The following is a 24,524-nucleotide window of genomic DNA, read 5'->3' as shown; positions in this document are numbered from 1 at the left end:
CATGGTGAATGAATATATGATTGCGACTTTTAAATCTATGGAGATATAAGTTGCAAGAAATTATTCAAAAACTAAGAAAAGCGAAGCAGTCCCACAAACGCTGGGTTAGCTATGCTTCAGCTTTAATTGAGGGTATCCCTATTGAAAAAGACCAAGTTCCAATCAATTATACCGACTGTGAATTTGGTTCTTGGTATTATGGTGATGGTCAGGCCTTATCCGGTTTGAGAGAGTTTAAAGAGATCGAGGATCCACACTCACAACTTCACACACTTTACATGCAAATTTTTGCTCTTTTGTTTAATGAGAAAAAACACTCTTTATTTAGCAAATTGGTTGGAAAGGCTTCAAAAGTTGATGAACAAAATAAATTAGAAGCCAAAAGAAAATTCAAACAACTTGATTTAGTATCGAAAACAATCGTTGAAAAACTTGATGTTTTGGAGTCAAAATTAAAAAACATGGCTGATGATGAAATTCAAAAACTAGCTTAACCTCTTTAACACCAGTCCCACTTTTGCCCTTCCCTTCAAAATTCCTGTAAATTATCTGCCAATCCCACCAAGCAAATCTAAGATTATTTCTAAAAATTGCAGATTAGAAGTTCAAAAAAGATTACAATGATAACAAGTTTGTGATTATTCCAAAGTTATGATTGCTTATCTGAATGATAAATCTTGCCAAATTATTGATGGTGAAACTGTTTTACAGTTTGCCAAACGAAATCTTATCCAAGTTCCAACATTATGCGACCTTCCTCAATTGGAATCCTTTGGTTCTTGTCGTGTTTGTAGTGTGGAAGTTGCTCTTTCCAAAGATGGAACTCGAAAAACTATGGCATCGTGTCACACGCCGGTTAGCGAAGGTATGTACATTTATACCCATAGCGCGAATATCAATAAACTGAGAAAGAATATTATCGAGTTGGTTCTCACCGATCATCCGTTGGAATGCCTAACCTGTGAAGTGAATAATAATTGCGAATTGCAATCCGTTGCAGCCAGTGTTGGCATCACCGAAGTCCGTTATCCACAAGGTGATAATCACCGGCATTTTCAAAAAGATTTATCGCATCCTTACATGACTTCAGATTTGTCCAAATGCATCAATTGTTATCGCTGCGTTCGTGCCTGTGATGAAATTCAGGGACAATTTGTCCTGAATATGTCCGGTCGTGGTTTTGATAATCGCATTATTAAAAGCGATGATGTGTCATTTATGGACTCCGATTGCGTGAGTTGTGGTGCTTGTGCTCAAGCTTGCCCAACCTCGGCAATATCCGATGTTTTTATGTCAAAATCAGTTCAATCGACTGAAAAAACACGAACTATCTGCACCTATTGCGGTGTTGGTTGCAATTTGGAAGTAGCTACAAAGGATAACCAAATTCTTGGCATCCAGGCATCAACCGATGCAGAAGTCAATCAAGGACACACCTGCCTCAAAGGACGTTATGCTTTCGGTTTTTATAATCATCCCGAGAGATTGCAATCTCCGATGATTCGTAAAGACAATGAGTTGATTGAATGCTCATGGGATGAGGCTTATGATTTCATTCAAGAAAAACTCACAAATTTGATTTCAGAATTTGGTAAAAACAGCATTGCCGGAATCAGTTCCGCTCGTTGCACCAATGAAGAAAACTACCTAATGCAAAAGTTCATGCGAACTGTAGTTGGTAACAACAACATTGATTGCTGTGCCAGAGTTTGCCATTCTCCCACTGCGCTTGGAATGCAAAACACATTTGGAACAGGCGCAGCGACCAACTCTATTGAAGATATCAAACACACCGATTGTATTTTAGTCATAGGAGCCAATCCAACAGAATCTCATCCAGTGACAGGTGCCAAACTCAAACAATTTGCGATGAAATCAGGCACAACGATTGTGATTGATCCCAGAAAGACCGAACTGGCTTCATACGCAACCTATCATCTCGCACCAAGACCGGGAACGAATGTTGCTGTTTTGAATATGATGTTTTATTACATCATTAAAAACGATTTAGTCAATCAGAACTTTGTAGAAACCCGCACCGAAGGATTTAAAGAGTTTAAAGATTCGGTCATGCAACTGGATATTGAGGAGCTGGAAAAAATTTGCGGGGTTGACAAAAACCTGGTTCAAAAAGCCGCGATTGCCTATGCTTCTGCTGCGAATGCTATGAGTTTTCACGGTTTGGGTGTCACCGAACATTCGCAAGGTACAAAAGCAGTGATGCAAATTGCAGAACTGGCAATGATCACTGGCAATATCGGTCGAAAAGGAGTTGGTGTTAATCCACTGCGTGGACAAAACAACGTGCAAGGAGCAGCCGATATGGGTGCTCAACCTCATCAGGGAGCCGGATATTTATCAGCGTATGATGCTGATATTCAGCAAGTTTATTCTCAACATTATGGCGTGCAAACACCCATTGAGAGCGGTTATAAAATTCCTGAAATGTTTGATGCCGCTATTTTGGGCAAATTAAAATCCATGTGGATTATTGGCGAAGATGTGGTTCAAACCGATCCCAATTCTCAAAAAGTCATCAAGGCATTGAAAAATTTGGACTTATTGATTGTTCAGGAACTATTCATGACCGAAACCTGCAAATTGGCGGATGTTGTTCTTCCGGCGAGTTCATTTCTCGAAAAGAACGGTACATTCACCAACGGCGAAAGACGGGTTCAGGCGGTTCATCAAGCGGTTCAACCATTGGCAGGAACGAAACCCGATGGGCAAATCATTATCGACATCATGAATCGTATGGGAATGAAGCAGGAAGATTATCATCCCGATTGGATATTGGATGAAATTTCAAAAATTGTGCCTTTCTTTGCCGGAATTTCGTGGGATAAACTTGGTAAAAACGGAATGCAATGGCCGGTTGATTCATCAGGTAAGCAAAGTCCTTTAATTCATGAAACTGAATTCAAACGAGGTTTAGGGCATTTTGAATTTCACGATTTTCATGAAAGCAATGAAATCATTCAACACCAAAAAGAATTTCCCTACATTCTCACCACCAATCGTAAATTGCAACATTACAATTGCGGAGCCATGACACGCAGAACCAAAAATGTAGAATTACTGACTGAGGATGTAATCCTTATCAATCCTAAAGATGCACAAACCAAATCAATTAATGATGGTGATTTGGTCTGTGTTTCTTCTGCTCGTGGGAAAATAGATATTAAAGCTCAAATTAGTGATGAAGTTAAGCCGGGAATTTTGAGCACGACTTTTCATTTCCCGGAAATTATGGTGAACAATATCACCTCAGATGAACATGATGCCGATGCCAAATGTCCTGAATATAAAGTGGTTGCTGTTGATTTTCGTAAATCCAAAGGAAAACATAAGCAATTGGCACAATCAATATCCTGAGTAGTCAACATAGTAGTAGTCATCGCTGCCACCCATATTGTTTATCACATTAAGCATGGTGGCGTGATTTTCTGTCATGGAATTCTGGATAGAGGTGAAAATCTGGTTGTTCACAGCCATATCCCTTTGTTTATAATCCAAATACTGACTGAGAGACATTCCTTTTGCTGCCGCTTCCTGACGGTAACGGTTTTCAACCGATGCAATATCATATCCGCTGTTGTTAGAATTGTACTGATTGACCTGATTCCAATAATTCTGGGTGGTTTGTGAATTCACATTGCTGTAATTTTGACCATACATTTGCGATTGAATTTGAACCACATATTGCTGTTGTTGCACTGCATTCAGAGATGCCCATTGAGTTACCACAATATTCCAGATAAAGCTGGCAAAAGCCAAAGTTTGTTTTTGTTGTGCCGAATATGAGTTGAATTCACTGGTCAATTTTACCTGCAATGTCATTCTGTCTTGTTGACTTAATTGATAATCTTGACCTGTCAGCATCGCCTGAAACTGTAAGTAGTTGATATAAGCCTCCACATCCTGATTGCTTAAACTCAAATTGGTGTTGTAATCAATATTCAATACCTGAACATAGCGATTCAGTGTTTTCACAAAGTGATAATTGTTCATTTCCGGTTTTTGCTGAATCAATTTATGAAACTCAGCGGTTAATTGTTCACGAACCATTGCCACAGCTTCAATATTGTTTAATGAAAAAACCTGAGTCATTGCAGTTTCAACTTGTCTGACTTCTTGATAAGAGTTTTGTGGATTGGCATTAAATTCGTTCACAAAATCAACTCTCATCGCATCAACATCAGACTCATTAACTTTTTGCCCTATCAATAACTGTAAAAGCTCCACATAAATTCGCAAATCTCTTTCCTGAAGTTGCAAACCCGAATTTTGGCTCAAGACAATACTGAATGCAGGATTATTCCAGGGATAATTATTGGAATGACTATTTAAAGACGTTGTGTTTGCAGTTTGATTTGAGTTACTTGTGTAGCTATAAACTATTTCATACTGATCCATCAACACCAACACATTGTCAGTATAAGTTTGAACTGAATACTGATAATAATTGCCTGAAGTGTCCTGCATCATCAACAGATTATTTTGCATAGAATAAGTCCCCTGCAACACACCCATAGAACTTGTAAAACTAAATTGGCCATTTGGAGTCAGTACCAACTGAGTGTTATTGGTTAGGTCGTGCCAGATTGTTTGGGGTTGAGCTTGAATTGAAGTAGTGAAAAACAAAATCAATACAATTAAAAGTTTAGTGTTATTATTCATAGCAGTTTTATGTTTATGATTTGTCATTATAAACGACATTAAAATCTATAATAGGACAAGCTATTCATATAAACTTCAAAAAGCATGAATTACAATTAACCTGTTTTTATTTAAAATATTGATATGATTATCTCCATTCATAAAAAAATCTATTTATCTTCTCTACTATTTCTTTTGAGTACTCACATATATGCTCAAAATAAAATCGAGAGAAAGTCTTTGAATCATGATAGCACTTGTTTTACTCAGGGTCTAATTGTTCAAAATAATATTGTTTGGGAGTCTTGTGGCGGTTACGGACAATCTCGGGTTATTAACTGGAATTTGCAAAGCGGAGAGGTTATTAATGAAACTAAGATAAATGATAAATATTTTGTTGAAGGGTTAACCGAACTTAATGGTAAATTATTCATGCTGACTTGGAAATCTCAAGCCGCATTTGAAATTGACAAAGAGACACTGAAAATAATTAAATCTCATAAGTATTTTGGTCAGGGCTGGGGCTTAACCACCGATGGCGAATATTTAATCATGTCCAATGGCTCAAATATTCTTCAATTTATCAATCCGGAAACTTTTAAATCCGTCAAAGGAATAGAAGTTAAACTTGGCAATACTCCGGTTTATTCACTGAACGAACTGGAATGGATAGACGGAAAGATTTGGGCAAATGTTTTTCAAACCGATTATATTGTTGTCATTGACCCTGAAACAGGTTCTGTTACACAAAGATTCTCGCTACCCAATTTATTAAAAGAAAAAAATATCGAAAAACCCGGCGTTCTTAACGGAATTGCTCACGACATCCAGACCGGTAAAACATGGATTACCGGTAAAAACTGGCCATTGATATTTGAAATGTAAGTTTAAACAAAATTATTCTTATTCAAATCCATCAGCGAAAATAATATCATTGTTCAGATAAACATAAGCAGAACCTGAGGAGGCTCCTAATTCATCATCGAGTTTTGCGCCCACTAGTGTGTGTTCTGTTGTTTGACTTAAGGAAAATCCAAAAAAGTCATTGGGTGTGCCATCACTGGCGGTTAACTTTTCTGATTGTGACCAGTTCATACCGTCAAATGCAAACACATAAGATGAACCTGTATCACCTCCGGGCGCACCAATCATGGCACGATTACCCAGTACATTGACTGAAGCTCCAAAATAATTATTAGCTCCTCCATCATCAGCAGAAAGTTTTATGGGTTGCGACCATAAGCTATTGTTATTGTCGTAATCAAACACATAAGCAGCTCCGGACTGTGAACCATTATCATCTTCCTGATAAGCACCAATGAGCGCCCGATCTCCAGACAGACTGACCGAATACCCAAAAAAGTCATCAGACTCCGCATCATTGGCCTCCAGTTTTTCAGTTTCGGACCAGATACTTCCATTCCATTCAAAAACATAGGCAGAACCCGCATTCGCAGCACTGGTATCATCCTGATAAGCACCAATTAATATCCTGTCACCATGCAAACTGACAGATTGTCCAAACCAATCACCCATTGCACCATCGCTCGCTGTTATTTTTGGTGCCTCCGTCCATTGACTTCCATCAAAATCAAAGACATAAACGGACCCGGAACCATCACCGTTATCATCATCGAGATAAGCACCAATAACAGCACGATTTCCTTGCAGGCTAACAGCATAACCAAAAGCGTCGCTCGTGGCACCATCACTGGCAATTAATTTGGCTGTTTGATTCCAGTGGCTCCCATCAAAATCAAAAACATAGACAGCACCTGTGTCTAGGCCATTTTCTGTATCGTATGGAGCCCCTATGAGTGCACGATCTCCTGACAGACTCACTGCAAAACCAAACGCCGCATAATCAGCGCCCAAGGTTGCCGTCAGTTGTGTAGTTTGATACCAGTTTTGACCATCGTAATCATACAGGTAAGCAGCGCCGGTGTTGTATCCATTGTCATCATTACCCGGTGCGCCTATCAATGCCCGGTTTCCGGATATGCTCAGTGATTGTGCAAAATTATCATAATCATGAACCCCCGGATCAGGCAGAAGACGTGTTTGTTCCACCCAGCTACCGGTACCGTGATTAAATACCACAACACCGCCTGTCACTCCATTTTGAATAACCCCGGTTAAGGTACTGATAAAGACATGATCAGCGTTAAAACTGACCGAATTTCCAAATTCATTGCCTAAATTCCCCGTAGAATTTGTAAACGTTAATGTTTGATTCCAATCACTGCCGTTATATTCAAACAGGTAAACCCCACCAAGTGTACTGTCTATAGCGTATCCTGGAGCTCCAATCAAGACAAAATCCCCGAACTGATCCACGGACACGCCAAACCGGTCACTGCTTTGACCATCGTCTGCAATTAATTTGCGGGTTTCAATCCAATCTATTCCATTAAATTCAAACACATAAGCTGAACCACGACCACTGTCGTCGTTAGAGGCACCAATTACTGCCCGGTTACCCGACAAATTGACTGTGAAGCCGAACCAATCATTGAGTGCCATATCACTGGCTGTCAATTTATCGGTTTGAGTCCAACTGCTCCCATCATATTCAAAAACATAAGCAGCTCCCGACTGACCGTCATCTCTGATGGCTCCCACCAATGCAAAATTACCGGAAACACTGACCGAATAACCAAACCAATCGTCCGCTACCCCATCATTGGCTGTTAATTCTTGCGTCTCTTGCCATTCAGAACCATTGTATTCAAAAACAAAAACTGAACCTTTCAAGCTGTCGGTTCCCCAGGCGCCGATCATCAGTTGACCACCTGACTCGCTCAAACTGCCACCGAAGTTATCTGAATTGACCACACCTTGAGCCATGATTTTTTGTTTTTGAGTCCAGTTTTGGCCATCAAATTCAAAAACATAAACAGCACCGGGTAGATCTGTAGTGCCACCGGTCATATTCACAAAAGCCAGATTTCCTGATAACAGCACTTCGCCACCAAAGAAGTCCTCATTGGTGATGTCATCAGATTGTAGAATGGCAGTCAGTTGCCATTCCTGATTGACCCAATCATAGACATAGGCTGCACCTTTACCTCTTGACTCAAGACCCAAACCCAGTGCACCAACCAATGCACGATTGCCATCGACAGAAACAAATTGACCATATTTCAGGCTGTTATTTGATCCAGTACCTCTTCTGACATAGGGTGCAGGAAGTAGTTTTGCTTGCTCTCCGGCTTGTCTTGCTTGAATGGTATTTGGATAAGTGGAATCTGGTAAAGTTAAATTCTCAGCTAGAGATGAAATAAAAACCAAAAACAATGAAATAAAAACAATGTACTTTACAGCAGCCCCCATACCTAAACTCCTTTCATAATTGATCAACTTATTATTGATATTACATAAGTTAAGATTTAATAGATATTTATTTTTTGAAAATCAAAAAAAAATATCCTCAGTGGCATCGCCATTTACATCGAAACCAACAAAAATTGGATTGCCTGAATGGACTAATGGTCAGTCAATTGATCTAGTAGTTAGAAGAGATAGATCTAGCATATGTATAGATCCACCTCCTCCTGTTTATGTTTCAAGGGGCATATTAAGCCCACTCCTTGAGGGAAATTATAGTCTTAATTATTATATTGTAACTTTTGAAGACCAGTTTCCTCCCAACCTAGCTGACTACGATAAATATTTCGTAGAAACCATAGGTTTTGAAGTTTTAGGAGCACCTCCAACAATTGATGCGACTTCAAATTTCAATTTGGTATTGTTAATATTGATACTGTTTTTATCGGGGTTTTATGGATTGAGATTTATAAAAGACCAATAAGAATTTCAAAACAATATTATGGCTCTTTATTTTCTTTGGTGTAATAAAGAGTCATACAAACCAACACTTGCCAAACGATATAACCAATAGAGTTAATAACAACCAAATTGGAATCAATTGAATAGGAAAAAATAAAGCCTCCAAAAGCTCCGGTGACAATCACCATCCAATAGGCTTGTTTTTTGAATCTGATTGGAATGATGAACTGTACTGCAAGCAATGTCAGAATCGCTCCTAATCCTCCTGATAAAATAATAGATGTTCGATGACTGATATCTGTAAAGAAAACATCATATCGCTTGATTGCGAGCTCAGACACCAAAGTGTAGATAAAAATGCTGGATGCAATTAATAGCAGTACCTTTAGAGCATTAAACCTTTTCAAATATGGCATCATAACCAACAGTGCAAAAACTCCACCAATCAAGCTATTGACCAATGAAACACCATAAATAACTGCCGAGTTGTATTTTTCCAAATAGGCGATCGGAACAACCGAAAATCCTGACAAAATTGCTAAAACGACTCTGAGGTTTAAAGATAAATTGTGATTAAACATAATTCTGCTTTTGTCGGATTATTATCAATATTGGTTATTGAAACTTTAAGAATCGGATATAATCATACTCCATGAGAATCCAAAACACTACAGATAACCGGAGTTCATCTCACCTTGGAAAGACTATTGTTCGCATCATTGGTCTTTTGTTGGTTATTTCCAGTTTGATAATGATTCCGCCGGCACTCATTGGTATGATTTACGGTGATGGAGATGTGAGACCGTTTTTTCATGGTTTTCTATTTCTTTTCACCAGTGGTTCTTTATTACTCATCATCTTTCGCAAGTCACGTTCCGAATTAAAAATCCGCAGTGGGTTTATTGTTGTCGGCTTGTCCTGGTTTATTCTTGGTGTTAGTGGCGCTATTCCTCTGTATCTGGCAACCTCCATGGAGTTGTCCTTAGCTGACTCGGTTTTTGAGTCCGTTTCAGCGTTGACAACCACAGGAGCAACCATTATCACTCAACTGGATGGTTTGCCCCACTCTATTTTGTTTTATCGCCAATTGATGCAATGGCTCGGTGGTATGGGAATCATCGTTTTGGCAATCGCCATTCTGCCTATGTTACGAATCGGCGGAATGCAGATGTTCAAGGCAGAAACTCCCGGTCCGATGAAAGACCAGAAACTCACCCCCAGAATTGCCGAGACTGCCAAAACATTATGGTATCTATATCTTGGTTTCACGATTATGTGTGCTCTGGCCTATTATATGGCGGGAATGAATTTATTTGATGCTGTCGGTCACTCTTTCTCAACATTAGCTACAGGAGGAATGTCGACTCATGATGCTTCTATTGGGTATTTCAACAACTCATTGATCGAACTCATAAGTATGATATTCATGCTGGTGGGAGGAATTAACTTTGCTTCCCATTTCACAGCTTGGAGATCAGCATCTATGAAAGTTTACCTCCATGATACAGAAATAAAAACCTATTTTGGAGTCATAATGTTTTCCTTGGTTTTCATTTCTATAGTTTTGTTAATTACTGAATCTCATCCAACACTGTACGAAACGATAAGACACTCAGCATTTAACATCGTATCGACAATAACTACAACAGGATTTGGAACTGAGGATATAAGTATGCTACCGTTGATGGTGCCATTTTATTTTATTATTTTGGGAACAATAGGAGCATGTGCAGGATCGACTTCGGGCGGAATCAAAATGATTCGAGTCATTTTGATCTATAAATTAAGTTTGCGAGAGTTATATCGCCTGATCCACCCACATGGGAAGTTCATTATCAAACTTGACGGAAAAATTGTGAATTACCGAGTATTAGACTCTGTATCAGCATTCTTTTTCCAATTAATATTCTTACTTATGATTTTTATACTTCTTCTTTTATCCTTTGGAGAGGACTTAACTACATCTGTGTCAGCAACATTTTCAGCAATGGCTAATCTTGGACCTGCATTGGGAGATGCCGGTTCTAACTATGCGAGTTTACAAGATGGCAGCAAGTGGGTGTTGTCTTTAGTGATGATATTCGGACGTTTGGAGATATTTACTATCTTCCTGCTGTTTATTCCTGCTTATTGGGAAAGTTAGGCTTATTTCAATCTTCGCTTTCTGGTTCTAAAAACCATGAAGAGCATGAAGTTATTGAAGTTTATTCACCATACAACCTCATTAACACTTTCTCTGGTGTCATTGGAGCATGGAATTGGCTTTGATATTGTGAATTAAAGGCTTTAATGGCATTGTTGATTGCAAAATAGGCTCCGATTCCGTACATCAATGGAGGTTCACCTACGGCTTTGGACTTCAGTATTGCCATTTCGTTGCCTTCGGTTTTCAGAGATTCAATTTGAATGTCTTTGGCTATGGAGAAAATATCCGGAATTTTGTAAGTCGATAATGCATTGGAAAGTAACCTGCCTTCATTATTGTAGGCGATTTCTTCCATCGTCATCCAGCCGATACCCTGAGCTAAAGCCCCTTCAACCTGACCCATATCCACTCCCGGATTCATGCTTATTCCGAAATCATGAACAATTTTTACGCTGTCAATTTCATAAGTACCTAGCAAACAATCGACAGTTGTAGTGATTGCAGCGAGTCCGTAAACGTGATAAGCAAAGGGATGGCCTTTTTCTTTGGTTTTGTCGAATTGAATTTTCGGAGTTGCATAGTGTGCATTTTCGGTTAAGCACACTCGTTTCCAGAAAGCCTGAAACACCAGTTTTTTCCAATCCCAGTCCGTTTCTTTTTGCTGAATAAAAACTTTGCTATTGTTAATATCAATCAAGTCAACACCAACGGCAAACTCCTCTGCGACAACATATTTCAATCGTTCTACCAGTGCTTTACAAGCCTTGAGCAAGGCTTTTCCATTCAAATCAGCAGTCGCACTGGCTGCTGAAGGTGAAGTATTTGCCACTCGAGTGGTATTGGTGGTTTCCAGTTTTATCAATTGCTCCGGTATGGAAAAAGTCTGTGCGGCAATTTGTAGCATTTTGGTATTAACACCCTGCCCCATTTCCACTGCTCCGGTGCTGATACCGACACTGCCATCCTGATAAATATGTACCAATGCTCTGGCATGATTCATCGGTGTATTGGTGAAAGAGATTCCAAAGCAAATTGGCATCAATGCCATGCCTTTTTTGAATTGTTTATTTGTGTCATTAAACGAATCAATTTCTTTTTGAAACTCATTGATATTGAATGTTTTATCAAATTGATTCCAGCAGTTTTGAGCTTCAACATTCTCGGCAATTTGTCCGTAATAGAACTCATCGTTTTCCTGCAATAAATTCGCTTTCTGGATTTTCCATGCCGGAATCTCCAATTGCTCTGCTGCTTTTGCGATGGCAGATTCGATAACAAATTTTCCTTGTGGTCCACCAAATCCGCGAAATGCGGTATTCGGCGGCAAGTTGGTTTTGCAACTATGAACCACCGTTTTTACATTAGGAATGAAATAACTATTGGTTGCGTGAAATAATGTTCTTTCAGCAATCGCCGGAGATAAATCCGCAGCAGCACCCGAGTTTTGTAAAAACTCAACTGCAAAGGCTTTGATTTTCAAGTTTTTTTCCAATCCGATTTTGAACGAGCTTTCATAAGGATGGCGCTTGCCCGTCATTTTTAAATCATCATGCCTGTCCAGAATCAGTTTAACCGGCTTTTGAGTGAGATGAGTTGCTAATGCAGCCATGCAGGCCCATGGAGTTGCCTGATCTTCTTTACCACCAAAACCTCCTCCTAAACGGGTGACATCAACTTCAATTTTGTTCATCGGCACACCAAGCACTCGTGCTGCAATTCTTTGTACCACAGTTGGACCTTGAGTGGATGACATGAGTTTAATGCAGCCGTTTTCCATTCTTTCCGCATAAGCTCCCTGAGTTTCCAGATAAAGATGCTCTTGTCCATTGCTAAAGGCTTCGTCTTCAAAAACATAATCACATTCTGCAAATGCCTTATCAACATCACCCATTCCAAAACTTCGAGGCGGATTTATAAATTTCCCTTGCTGTTTTGCTTGCTTGGCTGTTGTGATGACCGGTAATTGATTACAAGTAACTTTAATCAATTTTCTGGCCTGTCTGGCTATAAAGTTGGATTCAGCGACAACGATTGCCAAAGGTTGTCCCTGAAAGTGAATTTCATCTTCAGCCAGCAATGGTTCATCCAAAATAATTCCGCCAATTTGATTCTCTCCCGGAATATCTTTTGCCAAAATCACTGCTTCAACCCCGGGAAATGTAAGTGCTTCTGATATGTCAATTTTCAGTTGATTGGCATGAGCAACATTGCTACTTAAAACAGCCGCATGTAAAGTATTGGATTTCGTGATAATGTCATCAATAAACAGAGATTCGCCTCTGACATGACCGTTGGAATCAATGTTTTTCATATCACATCCTCAAATTGAATTGAGCTTGGGAAAAGTTTTAAAAAGTGCTGTTTAACAATCTGATTCGCAAGTAATTTTTTATAATCAGCAGTTCCGCGAACGTCAGAAATCGGCGATATTTCCTGATTTAAAATTTCCAGAAGTTGGTTGAGAGTGCTGAGATTGATTTCTTTATTGATTAAAAATTCACTGCATTTTTTTAAATACTTAGGAATCGGAGCCACACCACCAATAGCGATATTGGCTTTTAAAACCGTGTCATTTTCCATTTTCAAATAAATTGCACTATTGACTGTTGCAATGTCCAGATTTCGGCGTTTTGAGACTTTTTCAAAATTGAAATATGCACTTTTCTTTGGAATGTTAAATGCAATTTGCGAGATATGTTCGTCATTTTGCAGAGCTGTTTTTTTGTAATCTTGAAAAAAATCTTTCAGCGCTATTATTCTTGACTCTTTCAAACCTTGCAATATCAACTCCACATCCAAAGCTAGACAAAAGATACTCATATCTGCAATTGGTGATGCATTGACAAAGTTTCCGGCAATTGTTGCCATGTTTCTAATTGGCTCTGAAGAAACCAGTCTCAAATAATCTTTCAAATTCGGAATTGAAAGATTCAATTCGGTATGATTAAACAAATCCGAAACCGTCGCATTTGCGGAAAGAATACACTTACCATTTTGTATTTTGACTGAACTTTTGGATTCTGAATGGGTAAACCTTGCTTGGTTTTTAATTTGGAGTTCATCCGCTTTTTGCACATATAAATCCGTTCCGCCGGCAATGATATACGAGGAGTGGTTATTTGGTATTTTCGGTTCGATTTTTGCTAATTTCGAAGCCGTATCTGCAAAGTATTCAGGGATAAAACCTTCTGAAATGAGCTCCTGTAATTTATATTTTTTTCCTTTGTTTTGAGTTTGTGAAACAATATCCTTTGCCGCTTTAACCAATGAAACATATCCGGTGCAACGACAGATATTACCACCGATACAATCCAGCATTTGTTCTTCTGAATTCAAACTTGGGTTAAGACAATAATTCGTCATGGCTATTACAAATCCCGGAGTGCAAAAACCACATTGAGTGGCATTTTGATTTTTAATTGAACTTTGTACAGGAGTTAATTTTTGGTTTTGATTCAACCCCTCAATCGTAACAATATGCTTTCCATGAGCATTGGCAAGAGGTGATATGCATGACGTAATTGTATGATATTTAACAAAATTCTCAGAAATATCTAACTCTCCAACCAGAACCGAGCAAGCCGCACAATCTCCCTCTCTACAAACAATTTTAGTTCCTTTCAGAACTTTATTATCGCGAATAAAATCCACCAGCGTTATAGATTTATTCACATCAGTTTTAATTATTTTGTTATTAAGTATAAATTCAATCATCGAAGTATTTTATAAGATAAATGGATTGGATTGAATTTTTAATACAGAAAATAAAAAAATCCCCGCAGAATCATCTACGTGGATTAAATCAGCTTAAACTTAACTTGTTATTATTATTTTCGGATTAATCCAAAAATTCAGTCCAGCCATTCGTCCATGCTGTTGCTTTAGAACCGAAAGCACCAACATAGTTAACTTTATCAAAGAAAGCTCCCCATACTTCAGGATCCATCGTCAACCCTGTAGGAGTTGAAGATGTTGGATAAATATTATCTAATGCTGGATTCGCAACCATGTTGCCCGGTTGAGCTTCGAAGAATGCTTGATTAGTGAATGCATCACCATCTTCTTCTTCAAAGTTAACATCACAACTAATAACAGTATTTTCCATAGTTAATGTTCCAGTCAAATTATCAGGAGTTCCGGCAGCAGCAAAAGTCGCATCCGAATCAATATCCAGACATTTTTCAAAACCTGTAACAATCACGTTTGTAAAGTTGGCACCGGTACCACGTCTCAAAACCATACCTGTAGTTGTTTTGTTATCAGAAGGAGCACCAATAAATGTCGCATTTGCAATCATAGGTTGTGAGCGAGGAGATGCGTCATTGTTTTCTTCATAGTTATCAGCTTCAATTCCTCTTTCTTTATCATTTGCAGCATCCGGATCTTGTTTTGCCAGCAAATATTGCACCTTACCATCCCAGCCATGAGTCCAGTCTAATGAATCATCTTTAATACCTGTTAAAACGATATGTTTAGCATTTACAGTACCACCAAAAAACTCGATACCGTCATCTTCATTCGCATGAACCTGAACATAATCAACAACCGTTCCATCACCAACAGCTTGGAAAGCGATACCGTTCAATTCGTCTTCGTCATTAATTCTGAATCCACCAAATTGTACACGTACATACTTCAACACACCACTTGAATCATGTGGCTTATCACCGCCAAAGTTTCCTGAGCTTCCTTCGCCAACATCTTCACATTGAGCAAATGGAACTGCTTCATCACAAATATTGATTGGAGCTTTTCCATTAATTACCAAACCACCCCAGTTACCGGCTCCTGCTGATGCATCACTGGCATTAAAAGGACCTGTGAATACGATTGGAGCTTTAGCTGTGCCTTCAGCAAATATTTTTGACCCACGTTGAACTGCTAGGAAGTCATTACCTGTTACACCCAATACACGAGTGCCTGGCTCGATGGTTAAATTAGCAGTCGTACCACCATCTACACCCACAAAAACACCACCTTGAAGAACCCAGTTGGTATCATTACTAAATGTCACATCTCCGGCTAAAGTACCAGAAACTATACAAGTTTTGGGTTGAGTGGATGCCGTTGCAAAATCAGGACAACTTGTGAATTTTTGCTGATAAGGGCAAACTGCTGCATCACGTTGAGTTCCTGCGATAGCATCTTGAGGAGTTAATGTGAAAGAGGCCTCTGATGTTGATACCAACTCACTATCTATTCCACTAATTGAAACTGCCATAGATTGACAACTTTCAACATCAACAGTCATAGATCCAAAGGGATGATTCGTTCTGCTTGATGAAGAATCAAAGTTACCACCTGTTACAGTTAATAAATCAATTTCTAAAATAGATTCACCATCCAAAACTTCATCTGATCCCACAACCCAAAATGGATTTCCCATATCATCATACACATAACCAGCAACGAACATTAATCCTTTTTCTGGTCCAAGAGGAATATAGTCAAATGCCCATCCTCGACCTGCTGAAATATCGGATTGATACCAAAATCCTTCAAAATTCTCATCTACCGTAATTGCACTTGCAATGCCGGTCGCTAAAAATGCGCCACCCAACACTACGGATTTAATTTTCTTAATCATTTATATTACCTCAATTTAATTCCAAGAAAGCCGCCATGATAGATTCGATGTATTTCAATTCAGTTACAGAAAAATGAATTTTTTGTGACTTTTATTTCAAAAAAATTAAATAACAATATCGCAATATAATGTAATAAAACTGTCACATTGCAGCATTAGACTTTGCTGGCTTTTTTACAAATTTAACAGAAATGAAAACCAACTCACTCGTATTTATGATTCTTGTTTGTTTTTTTTGCCAAAGCGCAAATTCGCAAACAGATGAAAAACTGGCAAAAAATCTGATTAGTCTTCGCGGTCAAGTTGAAGACTTGCAATCAGAGTTGAAAATCCTGAAAGCCGAACATCAGAATTCAATGTCGTACTTGAACACTCGCAAAACAGAGATTAGTGCGAACATTGATCGTAAAGAGCTTCAGATTCAACAATCAGAAATTGAAATCACTAATCTGCAAGAGAAAATTAAAAATCTCGGTACCAATTCACAAGAACTCATTCCACAAGTTGAAGAAATCATAGCTAGTTTGGAACAATCTGTCGAAACAGGCATCCCTTTCAAGCAGGAAGAGAGAAAAAGTGTTCTGGCTGAAATCCGTAGAAATCTAAACTCAAGTAAGATGACATCACAAAATGCGATTAATCAAATTTGGGCTTTTGTTGAGGATGAAATCAGATTGACGAAAGAAAATGCCATTTATTCACAAACCATTGAGCTCGATGGTGAAAATTTACTTGTTGATGTTGCCAAACTGGGAACAGTCATGATGTATTTCAAAACCAGAGATGACAAATACGGTTCAGTTAAAAGAGAAAACAATCATTGGAAACACTACCTTCTGACTGATAATGCAGAAATTCAACAAGTTTCCAATTTGTTTGAATCATTAAAGAAACAAATCAGACAAGGCTATTTCACTTTGCCACTTGAGTTGACGATACAGGAGTAATCATAATGAAACATAAGCACATATTTTTTATTCTGTTACTTTTGTTAAATATTGAAACCGTATTTTCACAAACCGAAAATACTGAACAAACAGAAATTCCACCAGTTGATAATCAAAAAGTTGAAGAAGACATTCAAAATGCTTACAAAAAGGAGTATGCATTCCTAACGACTCAGGTTAAAAATCTGCAAACAAGGATTTCCGAGTACAAATCTCAAGCAAAAAAAGAAGAATCGGATATTAACCGCGAAATTAGTCGAATGGAAAACCTTTTGCTTTCATTGGAACAACAAAGCAATCAACTGGAAGATGATATTTTTTCCATGCAACGAAATTCTGAATCAGCAACTGATAATAATGAATTAATCAATGCCACTATCACTCAGGCTCAATCGACGCTCTCAGAGTACAAGCTAAAATTGCCGGAAACCTTTGAGGAGCAAACTGAAATTGAACAAATTACTCATTTGGTCGATTTTGCAAAAGGAATTCTATCCAACAGTTCTAAAACTACCAAACAGCAAGGCAGTTTCTTTTTACAGGATGGAACAGAGGTTCAGGGTCAAATTCTCAAAGTCGGTAATATTGCGTCGTATGGCATCTCACCAAAAGGCTCTGGAGTTTTAGCACCTGCGGGGGAGAATAATTTCAAAATCTGGAATTCCAAAGATAATGATTCAGTCAAAAATATTTTGAATTCTAATACATTGGATTCATTGCCAATATTCCTGTATGAATCCAGTCTCAAGCCTATAGAAGAAAAGCAAAGCAAAACCATCAAAGGTGTTGTTGATTCCGGCGGAATTATCGCTTGGATTATTTTTGTTTTGGGCGTGATTGCGGCATTGCTTATCATCATGAGATTTTGGTTCTTGAAGAAAGCTTCATCAAGCACAGAAAAAATACTGAATAAAATTGTCAACCATATCGAGAATGAAGATATGAGTGCAGCGATTAAAGTCGCCAAATCGAAAAAAAGTTCCAGCTCCAGAGTTCTCTATGCAGTATTGAGAAATATCACTCGTGACCGTGAACATATTGAAGATATTGTTTCAGAAAGCATTTTGCATGAATCAGGACAATTGAATCGTTTTGGTTCGTTAATCATGGTAATTGCAACAGTTTCTCCACTTTTAGGACTTTTAGGAACAGTTACCGGCATGATATCGACTTTTGATATCATTACTGAGTTTGGAACCGGCGATCCTAAATTGCTTTCCAGTGGTATTTCAATCGCCTTAATCACCACAGAAATCGGACTGGCGGTCGCAATACCGGCACTTCTATTCGGAAATGTATTGTCCGGTTGGGCAGAAAGAATTAAAGATGATATGGAAAAAGCATCTTTAAGAGTAATTAATGTTTATAAGAAAATCATTGGCTAATGATAAATACACTCCAACAGCTCATTGATTATTTCACAGATGGTGGATTTGTGATGCCACCGCTCATCATTGGAACTGTTATTCTATGGTGGACTTTAGGCTATCGCATGGCAGCACTGAAGACAGGGACGCTGAAGAGTCCTCGCACACTTGTTTATCGCTTTTTAAAAGGAAAAATGCCAACTCACAACGGAGTGATGGTTCGTGTGCTGCACAAAGGCATGAAACTCAGAAACAAAAATGTTGATAATCTCAGACGCTATCTGGATGATGCTTTTTCCGAGGAAGAAAGAGAAATTCAGAAATACAAAACCATCATTTCAACGATAGTCATTGTAGCTCCTTTATTGGGATTGCTCGGAACGGTTTCCGGCATGATTGAAACATTTGAGTCCCTAGGTGATATGTCATTATTTTCACAATCCGGTGGTATCGCCGGCGGAATTTCACAAGCATTAATTACCACACAGATGGGGTTGGCAGTTTCTATTCCCGGATTGATTGTCAGCGGAATTCTAAACAAAAAGCAAAAAAACATCGAAATAGAAATGGCACAACTTAAAGATTTGCTGTGTTCTCCAATTCCCGGAGAAGATGAAATCGTGATGAAAAGAGACAATTAAAGAGAACAAACATGAGATACAGAGAAAGCAAAGAAACCGTTCAGGACTTAAATATTTCACCTTTGATTGATATGGTATTTATCCTGCTGATATTTTTTATGGTTAGTACCACTTTCGTCAAAGATATGAAACTGGATTTGGACAGACCGTCTGCTTCGTCATCGAATACAGCTTCAACCAAGGCCGTCAGACTTTACATTGATAACTCAGGCAATACTTACATTGATGGCGAAAATGTCAGAATGTGGGTGATTCAATCCCGTTTGAGAGATATGTTGAAAAGTAAAACTCAAAAATCCGTGCTAGTTGTTACCGATGAGAATGTTCCATCCGGCAAACTGGTTGAAGTTGTCGATCAGGCAAGGCTTGCCGGTGCAGCTGATGTTGGTGTTGCCACATCTAAAGAAGTCGGTGCCGACTGATGAAAAGAAAGGATAAGATCTTCCGTTTTTTTAGCGGGTTGGTATCCATGATTCTGGGAACTTCAATGGTTCTCAGCGTGTTAATTTTAATCAACAACACATCTGATAATCTCAACGATGTCAACGCTAAATCCGGCTCTGAAATCAAGTTTAAGAGGAATAAACAGGAGACTCAAAATATCGTCCAACGACCCAAACCAAAGCCAAAACCAAAGAAATCCAAATCCAGACCACCAACACCATTGTTGGGTCTCAATAGTCAACTGAGCGGTGTTGATTTAGGTCTTCCGGAATTTTCAATGACGGATTTGAATGATTTGGAAAATGATTTATTAGGTTCAGGAAATGGTTTAGTGATGACCGATGACACCGTTGATTCTACGCCAAGGGCAGTATTTCAACAACCGGCAATGTACCCTGTTCGGGCTCGCGCTCGTGGTATTCAAGGTTATGTTCTGTTCTCATTGCTCATTGGAATTACCGGTGAAATTGAACAAGTCAAAATTATTGAATCCACTCCTGAGGGAGTTTTTGATGAAGCGGCCTCTCAATCCATTCAAGCATGGAAATTTGAACCTGCTCAGTATAAAGGATTGCCGGTAAAAACCTGGGTTAAACAAAAAATCAGATTCGATTTGAGCTAATTATGAAAATTCGCTTTTTTATTATGTCATTAATGCTGGTAATTACATTGAATACCGATTGCAAAGAGTCCGACGATGTCAACTATCTGGAACTCGCTTCACTGATGATTAAAGATGATAATCTGGATCGAGCTGAAGTAGCATTATCACAAGTAAACCTCGAAGATGAAGAACTGGACTTGCAACGATTTTATGTGATTTCAGCTTTACTCAACGTCAAAAGAAACAACCATCAACAAACCATCGAGTTTATCCAAAAAGCCAAACAGCTCGGCAAAGTTGAAGCAGTCATGGATGTTTATCTGGCACAAGCTGCTTACTCAACAGAGGATTACCAGTTAGCAATCAATGCTTTGGACTCTGCCGGAACAGATATCGCCAAAATTCCTTCGATTTATCACATGAAATCACAAAGTTATTGGAATTTACAAGACTCAATCAATGCTATCGCTGTTTTGGAACAAGCTGAAAAAATATTTCCCCAAGATGGTAGTTTTCCACGCCGCAAAGTTTTTTATTACATCGAACTTGGATACAACAAAGAAGCTATGGAACTTGGGCAAAGTTACCTGAATCAATTTAAAGGAAAGCCTGAAGACTTTATTGCTATAGGAAACGCTATCAAATCCACTGGTGATAACGAAAACGCCTTGGAATTTCTTGAAAAAGCCCGATTGCAATATCCTCACAGTCTGGATATTAACAAATCGTTAGCAGCGGTTTATATCAACGAAGAAAAGTATTTATCAGCCGCCAGAATTATTCATGAAGCCTCATTCACAAACAGCGAACTGACAAAAGAAGCGGCAGAATTGTATCGTCGTTCAGGAAATGTTTTTCTGGCTTTAAGTTTAAACAGCTTGATTGAAAATCAAACAGAAAAACTCAAACAAAGACTTTCAATCCTAATTCAAATGGAGAACTTTGAACAGGCTGCCGCCATGGAAGAAGATTTACTAAGGACACGAACCATAGCTGATGACAACATTAAATATGCGCTTGCCTATTCTTTTTTCAATATCGGAAATTATACAAAAACAGAAGACTATCTATCACAAATTACCAGTAGCGATATTCTTTCAAAAGTTGTGGAACTAAGAAAATTCATTGATAACTGCCGTCCGCAACCGTGGACTTGCTAACGAAATCATCAGATTAACATTGTAAAAAAATGATTAAACAATTAAAAATCGTATTATTGGCTCTGTCTTTCGCCTTGATACAAACTTCAACAGCATTTGGCTCTGATAACAAAGACGCCAGTATTTCTGTATTCGTATTTTTTAAAGGTGACCCGCTTTATTTAATTAATATTGTCGAGAATGACAAAATCATCGGCACAACAGACAATTTTGGTAACACAAAAATACAATTAAAACCCGGAAGTCACACTTGGACTTTCAAAAGTGAAGAAGATGAAATCTATCAACACACTCTTGAAGTTTCAGCCGGTGAAATCGTTCAATTGCTGGTTGATATCAAAGAAAAAGAATCTGCTGATATCAGTATGGAATCTTCCAAACAATCTGACAATCAAGCGGATACAACTTTTGTGCAAAGCACCGATGAATCCACAGGTATTATGACCAAACTCAGTGGTCAAATTATTTCAGCCGAAAACCAAAAACCAATTGCTAATGCCCGAATCTACATCAGCGGAATTTCAGGTAACCTAGTCACCGATGAAAAAGGTTTCTTTAGCACCGAATTATTAAGCGGAAAATACAACCTCAGTGTGCTTCATGCGAAATTCAACAGCACGCTGAAACCCAACATTGAAATTTCCGAAGGCGGATTAACCGATTTAGTCATTGAACTCACACCCAGCGGAACCGAACTTCCTGAGTTTGTTGTGATTGCTCCTTTTATCGAGGGTTCATTAGCTTCTGTGCTTGAAGAGAGAAAACAAAACAACTCGGTTGCCAACTATCTGAGTATGGAACAAATCTCCAAATCCGGTGATTCGGACGCTGCCGGAGCATTGAAACGGGTCACCGGTTTAACCTTGGTCGATGGTAAGTTTATCTATGTTCGAGGTTTAGGAGAAAGATATTCAAGCACATTACTGAATGGCGCTAATCTTCCAAGTCCCGATCCGACTCGAAGAGTTGTGCCTCTGGATTTATTCCCAACAGGAATTATAAGAAGTATCGAAGTCCAAAAAGGCTATTCTGCATCTTTACCGGCAGAGTTTGGCGGTGGAACGGTAACTCTTAAAACGATCAGCATTCCCGAAGAGAATTTTTTAAATTTGGGACTATCATACGGTCACAACACCCAAACAACCGGCAAGGACGGGCTTACCTATGACGGTGGTAGCAATGATTGGCTAGGAAGAGATGACGGTAGCAGAGATATTCCTCAACTTCTTTATGATGCCATTGCCGGAGGAACGGAATTAAGACCTAGCAATCCTTTTGTACCAGGAGGTTATGAACCCGAAATTCTGGAGCAAATCGGCGAGTCATTATCAAACAACTACAACCTCCACAATGAAAAGATTGACCCAAACAGCGGATTTAGCCTTGCCGGAGGTATGAGAAAAGACCTCGAATCCGGTGTGGTTCTTGGATTTTCTTCGGCGTTAGATTATGGATCTTCTTACCAAACCCGTTCGGAATTGCGACGTGATTTTATTGTTTCTTCGGGTGATACTTTGGTTCTTGATAGTGAAGAATTATCACAAACCACTCGCAGGGGAGTTGATTTAAGTGCTTTTCTAACTTCAGGAATCGAGTTTTCTGAAAACAACAAGGTCTCTGCAAATTATATGGTTTTAAGAAATAGCAGTGATTTTGCTGAAATTGCCGAGGGCTACAACGAAGATTTAGGGAACTCCAGACGCATTTACGAAATCCGCTGGACAGAGCGTGAACTGAGTTCTTCACAGTATTTTGGAGAACATGTTTTTCCTGAAATCAGTAATTTGAAGTTCGATTGGCAGTTTACTGATTCTCAAGCAAAATTTGATGAACCGGATAACCGAATCTATCGTTATGATCGTCGAGAAGAAGGCGATTTCATCTTTTCAACCCGCAATGACAGTAATTCTAGAGTTTGGAGAGAATTGGAAGATTTAAGCAGAAATATCCGTTATGACCTCACTTTACCATTTTCAATTAAAGATAATCACGACATCGCTTTAAAATTTGGTCAAAACTGGGTTTATAAAGACAGAAACTCTGATATTCGCCGCTTTGTTTTTGAAGACGTTGGTTCATTAGTCAATCAAATTGATCGCAGTCTGGATTTGGAAAGTATTTTATCGCCAGAATTTATCGCACCAAACGGTTATCAACTGCAAGAGGTCACACGAGCAACTGATAACTACTTTGCCAATCTGGATACCAAAGCCAAATATCTGGGCGTCGATTATTCATACAAAGAATTATTAAACATATCATTGGGAATGAGGCATGAAAATGTTAATCAATCGGTAACTACGTTTAAATTATTCGACCCGGATCAAAATCCAGTCACTGCATCACTTGAGGATAAGTCCTACTATCCGGCGTTTTCTTCCGCGTTATTTCTTCCGGCAGACAATCAATTAAGACTTAATTATTCTGAAACGGCCACCCGACCCGATTTTAAAGAATTATCTCCTGCACAGTTTAAAGACCCGGTTTTGGATAGAAATGTGATTGGTAATCCGGATTTATTGGCAGGCTCTATCAAACACTATGATTTGCGTTGGGATAAATACTTTTCAGAATCCGAATTTGTTTCAGTCAGTTTGTTTTACAAACAATTTTTCAATCCCATTGAAATGATAATTTTGCCCGGTTCATCAAGAATCATCAGTTTTGATAATGCCGAATCAGCGGAAAACTATGGTGTTGAACTGGAAGTTTATAAAACATTATCATTTATGAATCGTTTTTCTGAGCATGATTTCTGGTCAGATATTTACATTAGCGGAAATTACGCTTATATCGAATCAGAAATTGTTCTTGGAACCGATCGTCCCGGCGGTCAAACCAACAATTCCAGACCATTACAAGGTCAGTCGCCTTATGTCGGTAATTTGCAACTTGGTTATGACAATCTTGATAAAGATTTAAGTGTGTCTTTGCTTTATAACATCTTTGGAGAAAGAATTTCAGAAGCAGGTACCAGCGGAAGACCGGATATTTATGAACAACCTTTCAATCAACTTGATTTAGTGATTTCCAAAAAGCTTTTTGACCGTTTCAAATTTAAAATCAAAGCAACGAATTTATTGGATGATGAAGTGATTTTCTTACAAGGTGATGAAGTGACCAGAAAATTCACCAAGGGTAGAACTTTCAGTATCAGTATTGATTACGATATTTTTTAAA

18 protein-coding genes are annotated in these 24,524 nt (G+C 38.6%); 12 read left to right on the top strand and 6 right to left on the bottom strand.

Annotated features, from left to right (window positions below; translation table 11 throughout):
- Positions 1–50 precede the first annotated feature (50 nt).
- Both R3F25_04845 and fdhF read left to right on the top strand, forming a co-directional pair.
- Positions 51–494 (top strand): CZB domain-containing protein, encoded by a 444-nt coding sequence (locus R3F25_04845; protein MEZ5496141.1) that lies wholly within the window; start codon positions 51–53, stop codon positions 492–494.
- A gap of 157 nt (positions 495–651) precedes the next feature.
- Positions 652–3,375, top strand: a complete 2,724-nt coding sequence (gene fdhF / locus R3F25_04840) for a formate dehydrogenase subunit alpha (protein MEZ5496140.1) — start codon at positions 652–654, stop codon at positions 3,373–3,375.
- Here the strand turns inward: fdhF and R3F25_04835 are convergent.
- Positions 3,364–4,680, bottom strand: a complete 1,317-nt coding sequence (locus R3F25_04835) for a hypothetical protein (protein ID MEZ5496139.1) — start codon at positions 4,678–4,680, stop codon at positions 3,364–3,366. The two genes, fdhF and R3F25_04835, sit on opposite strands and share 12 nt — an antisense overlap.
- Positions 4,681–4,899: 219 nt before the next feature.
- On the opposite strand from R3F25_04835, the gene R3F25_04830 reads away from it, so the two are divergent.
- Complete coding sequence (locus R3F25_04830; protein ID MEZ5496138.1) at positions 4,900–5,544, top strand: glutaminyl-peptide cyclotransferase; 645 nt, start codon at positions 4,900–4,902, stop codon at positions 5,542–5,544.
- An 18-nt stretch (positions 5,545–5,562) separates the two neighbouring features.
- Here R3F25_04830 and R3F25_04825 read toward each other — a convergent pair whose 3' ends face one another.
- Positions 5,563–7,992 carry a hypothetical protein gene (locus tag R3F25_04825; GenBank protein ID MEZ5496137.1) on the bottom strand — a complete coding sequence of 810 codons (2,430 nt, stop codon included), beginning with the start codon at positions 7,990–7,992 and terminating at the stop codon, positions 5,563–5,565.
- Positions 7,993–8,026: 34 nt separating this feature from the next.
- Between R3F25_04825 and R3F25_04820 the strand changes: the two genes are divergently transcribed.
- The gene (locus tag R3F25_04820) at positions 8,027–8,470 is read left to right on the top strand and encodes a hypothetical protein (GenBank protein ID MEZ5496136.1); all 444 of its coding nucleotides are present in this window, start codon (positions 8,027–8,029) and stop codon (positions 8,468–8,470) included.
- A 16-nt stretch (positions 8,471–8,486) separates the two neighbouring features.
- On the opposite strand, the gene R3F25_04815 is transcribed toward R3F25_04820, so the two are convergent.
- A complete protein-coding gene (locus tag R3F25_04815; protein ID MEZ5496135.1) occupies positions 8,487–9,029 on the bottom strand; it encodes a hypothetical protein in 543 nt (180 codons plus the stop codon).
- A gap of 71 nt (positions 9,030–9,100) precedes the next feature.
- On the opposite strand from R3F25_04815, the gene R3F25_04810 reads away from it, so the two are divergent.
- Positions 9,101–10,591, top strand: coding sequence for a TrkH family potassium uptake protein (locus R3F25_04810; protein MEZ5496134.1), 1,491 nt, complete (start codon positions 9,101–9,103; stop codon positions 10,589–10,591).
- Positions 10,592–10,652: 61 nt separating this feature from the next.
- Here R3F25_04810 and R3F25_04805 read toward each other — a convergent pair whose 3' ends face one another.
- The 3 genes from R3F25_04805 to R3F25_04795 form a co-directional block, all read right to left on the bottom strand.
- Complete coding sequence (locus R3F25_04805) at positions 10,653–12,905, bottom strand: molybdopterin cofactor-binding domain-containing protein (protein MEZ5496133.1); 2,253 nt, start codon at positions 12,903–12,905, stop codon at positions 10,653–10,655.
- Positions 12,902–14,308 (bottom strand): FAD binding domain-containing protein, encoded by a 1,407-nt coding sequence (locus R3F25_04800; protein MEZ5496132.1) that lies wholly within the window; start codon positions 14,306–14,308, stop codon positions 12,902–12,904. The genes R3F25_04805 and R3F25_04800 overlap by 4 nt, the downstream gene beginning before the upstream one ends.
- A 124-nt stretch (positions 14,309–14,432) precedes the next feature.
- Entirely contained in the window at positions 14,433–16,181 is a 1,749-nt protein-coding gene (locus tag R3F25_04795) for a hypothetical protein (GenBank protein ID MEZ5496131.1), read from the bottom strand.
- 191 nt (positions 16,182–16,372) lie between these two features.
- On the opposite strand from R3F25_04795, the gene R3F25_04790 reads away from it, so the two are divergent.
- The 7 genes from R3F25_04790 to R3F25_04760 are packed head-to-tail and all read left to right on the top strand — an operon-like array spanning position 16,373 to position 24,523.
- Entirely contained in the window at positions 16,373–17,128 is a 756-nt protein-coding gene (locus R3F25_04790) for a DUF3450 family protein (GenBank protein MEZ5496130.1), read from the top strand.
- A 5-nt stretch (positions 17,129–17,133) separates the two neighbouring features.
- On the top strand, positions 17,134–18,513 hold the full coding sequence (locus tag R3F25_04785) for a MotA/TolQ/ExbB proton channel family protein (protein MEZ5496129.1): 1,380 nt from the start codon (positions 17,134–17,136) through the stop codon (positions 18,511–18,513).
- On the top strand, positions 18,513–19,136 hold the full coding sequence (locus R3F25_04780) for a MotA/TolQ/ExbB proton channel family protein (GenBank protein ID MEZ5496128.1): 624 nt from the start codon (positions 18,513–18,515) through the stop codon (positions 19,134–19,136). The genes R3F25_04785 and R3F25_04780 overlap by 1 nt, the downstream gene beginning before the upstream one ends.
- A gap of 11 nt (positions 19,137–19,147) precedes the next feature.
- On the top strand, positions 19,148–19,558 hold the full coding sequence (locus R3F25_04775) for a biopolymer transporter ExbD (protein MEZ5496127.1): 411 nt from the start codon (positions 19,148–19,150) through the stop codon (positions 19,556–19,558).
- Complete coding sequence (locus tag R3F25_04770) at positions 19,558–20,202, top strand: energy transducer TonB (protein ID MEZ5496126.1); 645 nt, start codon at positions 19,558–19,560, stop codon at positions 20,200–20,202. Before R3F25_04775 ends, R3F25_04770 begins: the two co-directional genes overlap by 1 nt.
- Before the next feature lie 2 nt (positions 20,203–20,204).
- A complete protein-coding gene (locus tag R3F25_04765) occupies positions 20,205–21,344 on the top strand; it encodes a hypothetical protein (GenBank protein MEZ5496125.1) in 1,140 nt (379 codons plus the stop codon).
- 29 nt (positions 21,345–21,373) lie between these two features.
- Positions 21,374–24,523 carry a carboxypeptidase regulatory-like domain-containing protein gene (locus tag R3F25_04760; GenBank protein MEZ5496124.1) on the top strand — a complete coding sequence of 1,050 codons (3,150 nt, stop codon included), beginning with the start codon at positions 21,374–21,376 and terminating at the stop codon, positions 24,521–24,523.
- Position 24,524: the final 1 nt, after the last annotated feature.

The organism is Gammaproteobacteria bacterium (assembly GCA_041395445.1).
Classification (GTDB): Bacteria; Pseudomonadota; Gammaproteobacteria; order Xanthomonadales; family Marinicellaceae; genus NORP309.
The sequence above is the reverse complement of the archived record's forward strand: the minus strand, read 5'-3'. Positions and strand labels throughout refer to the sequence as shown.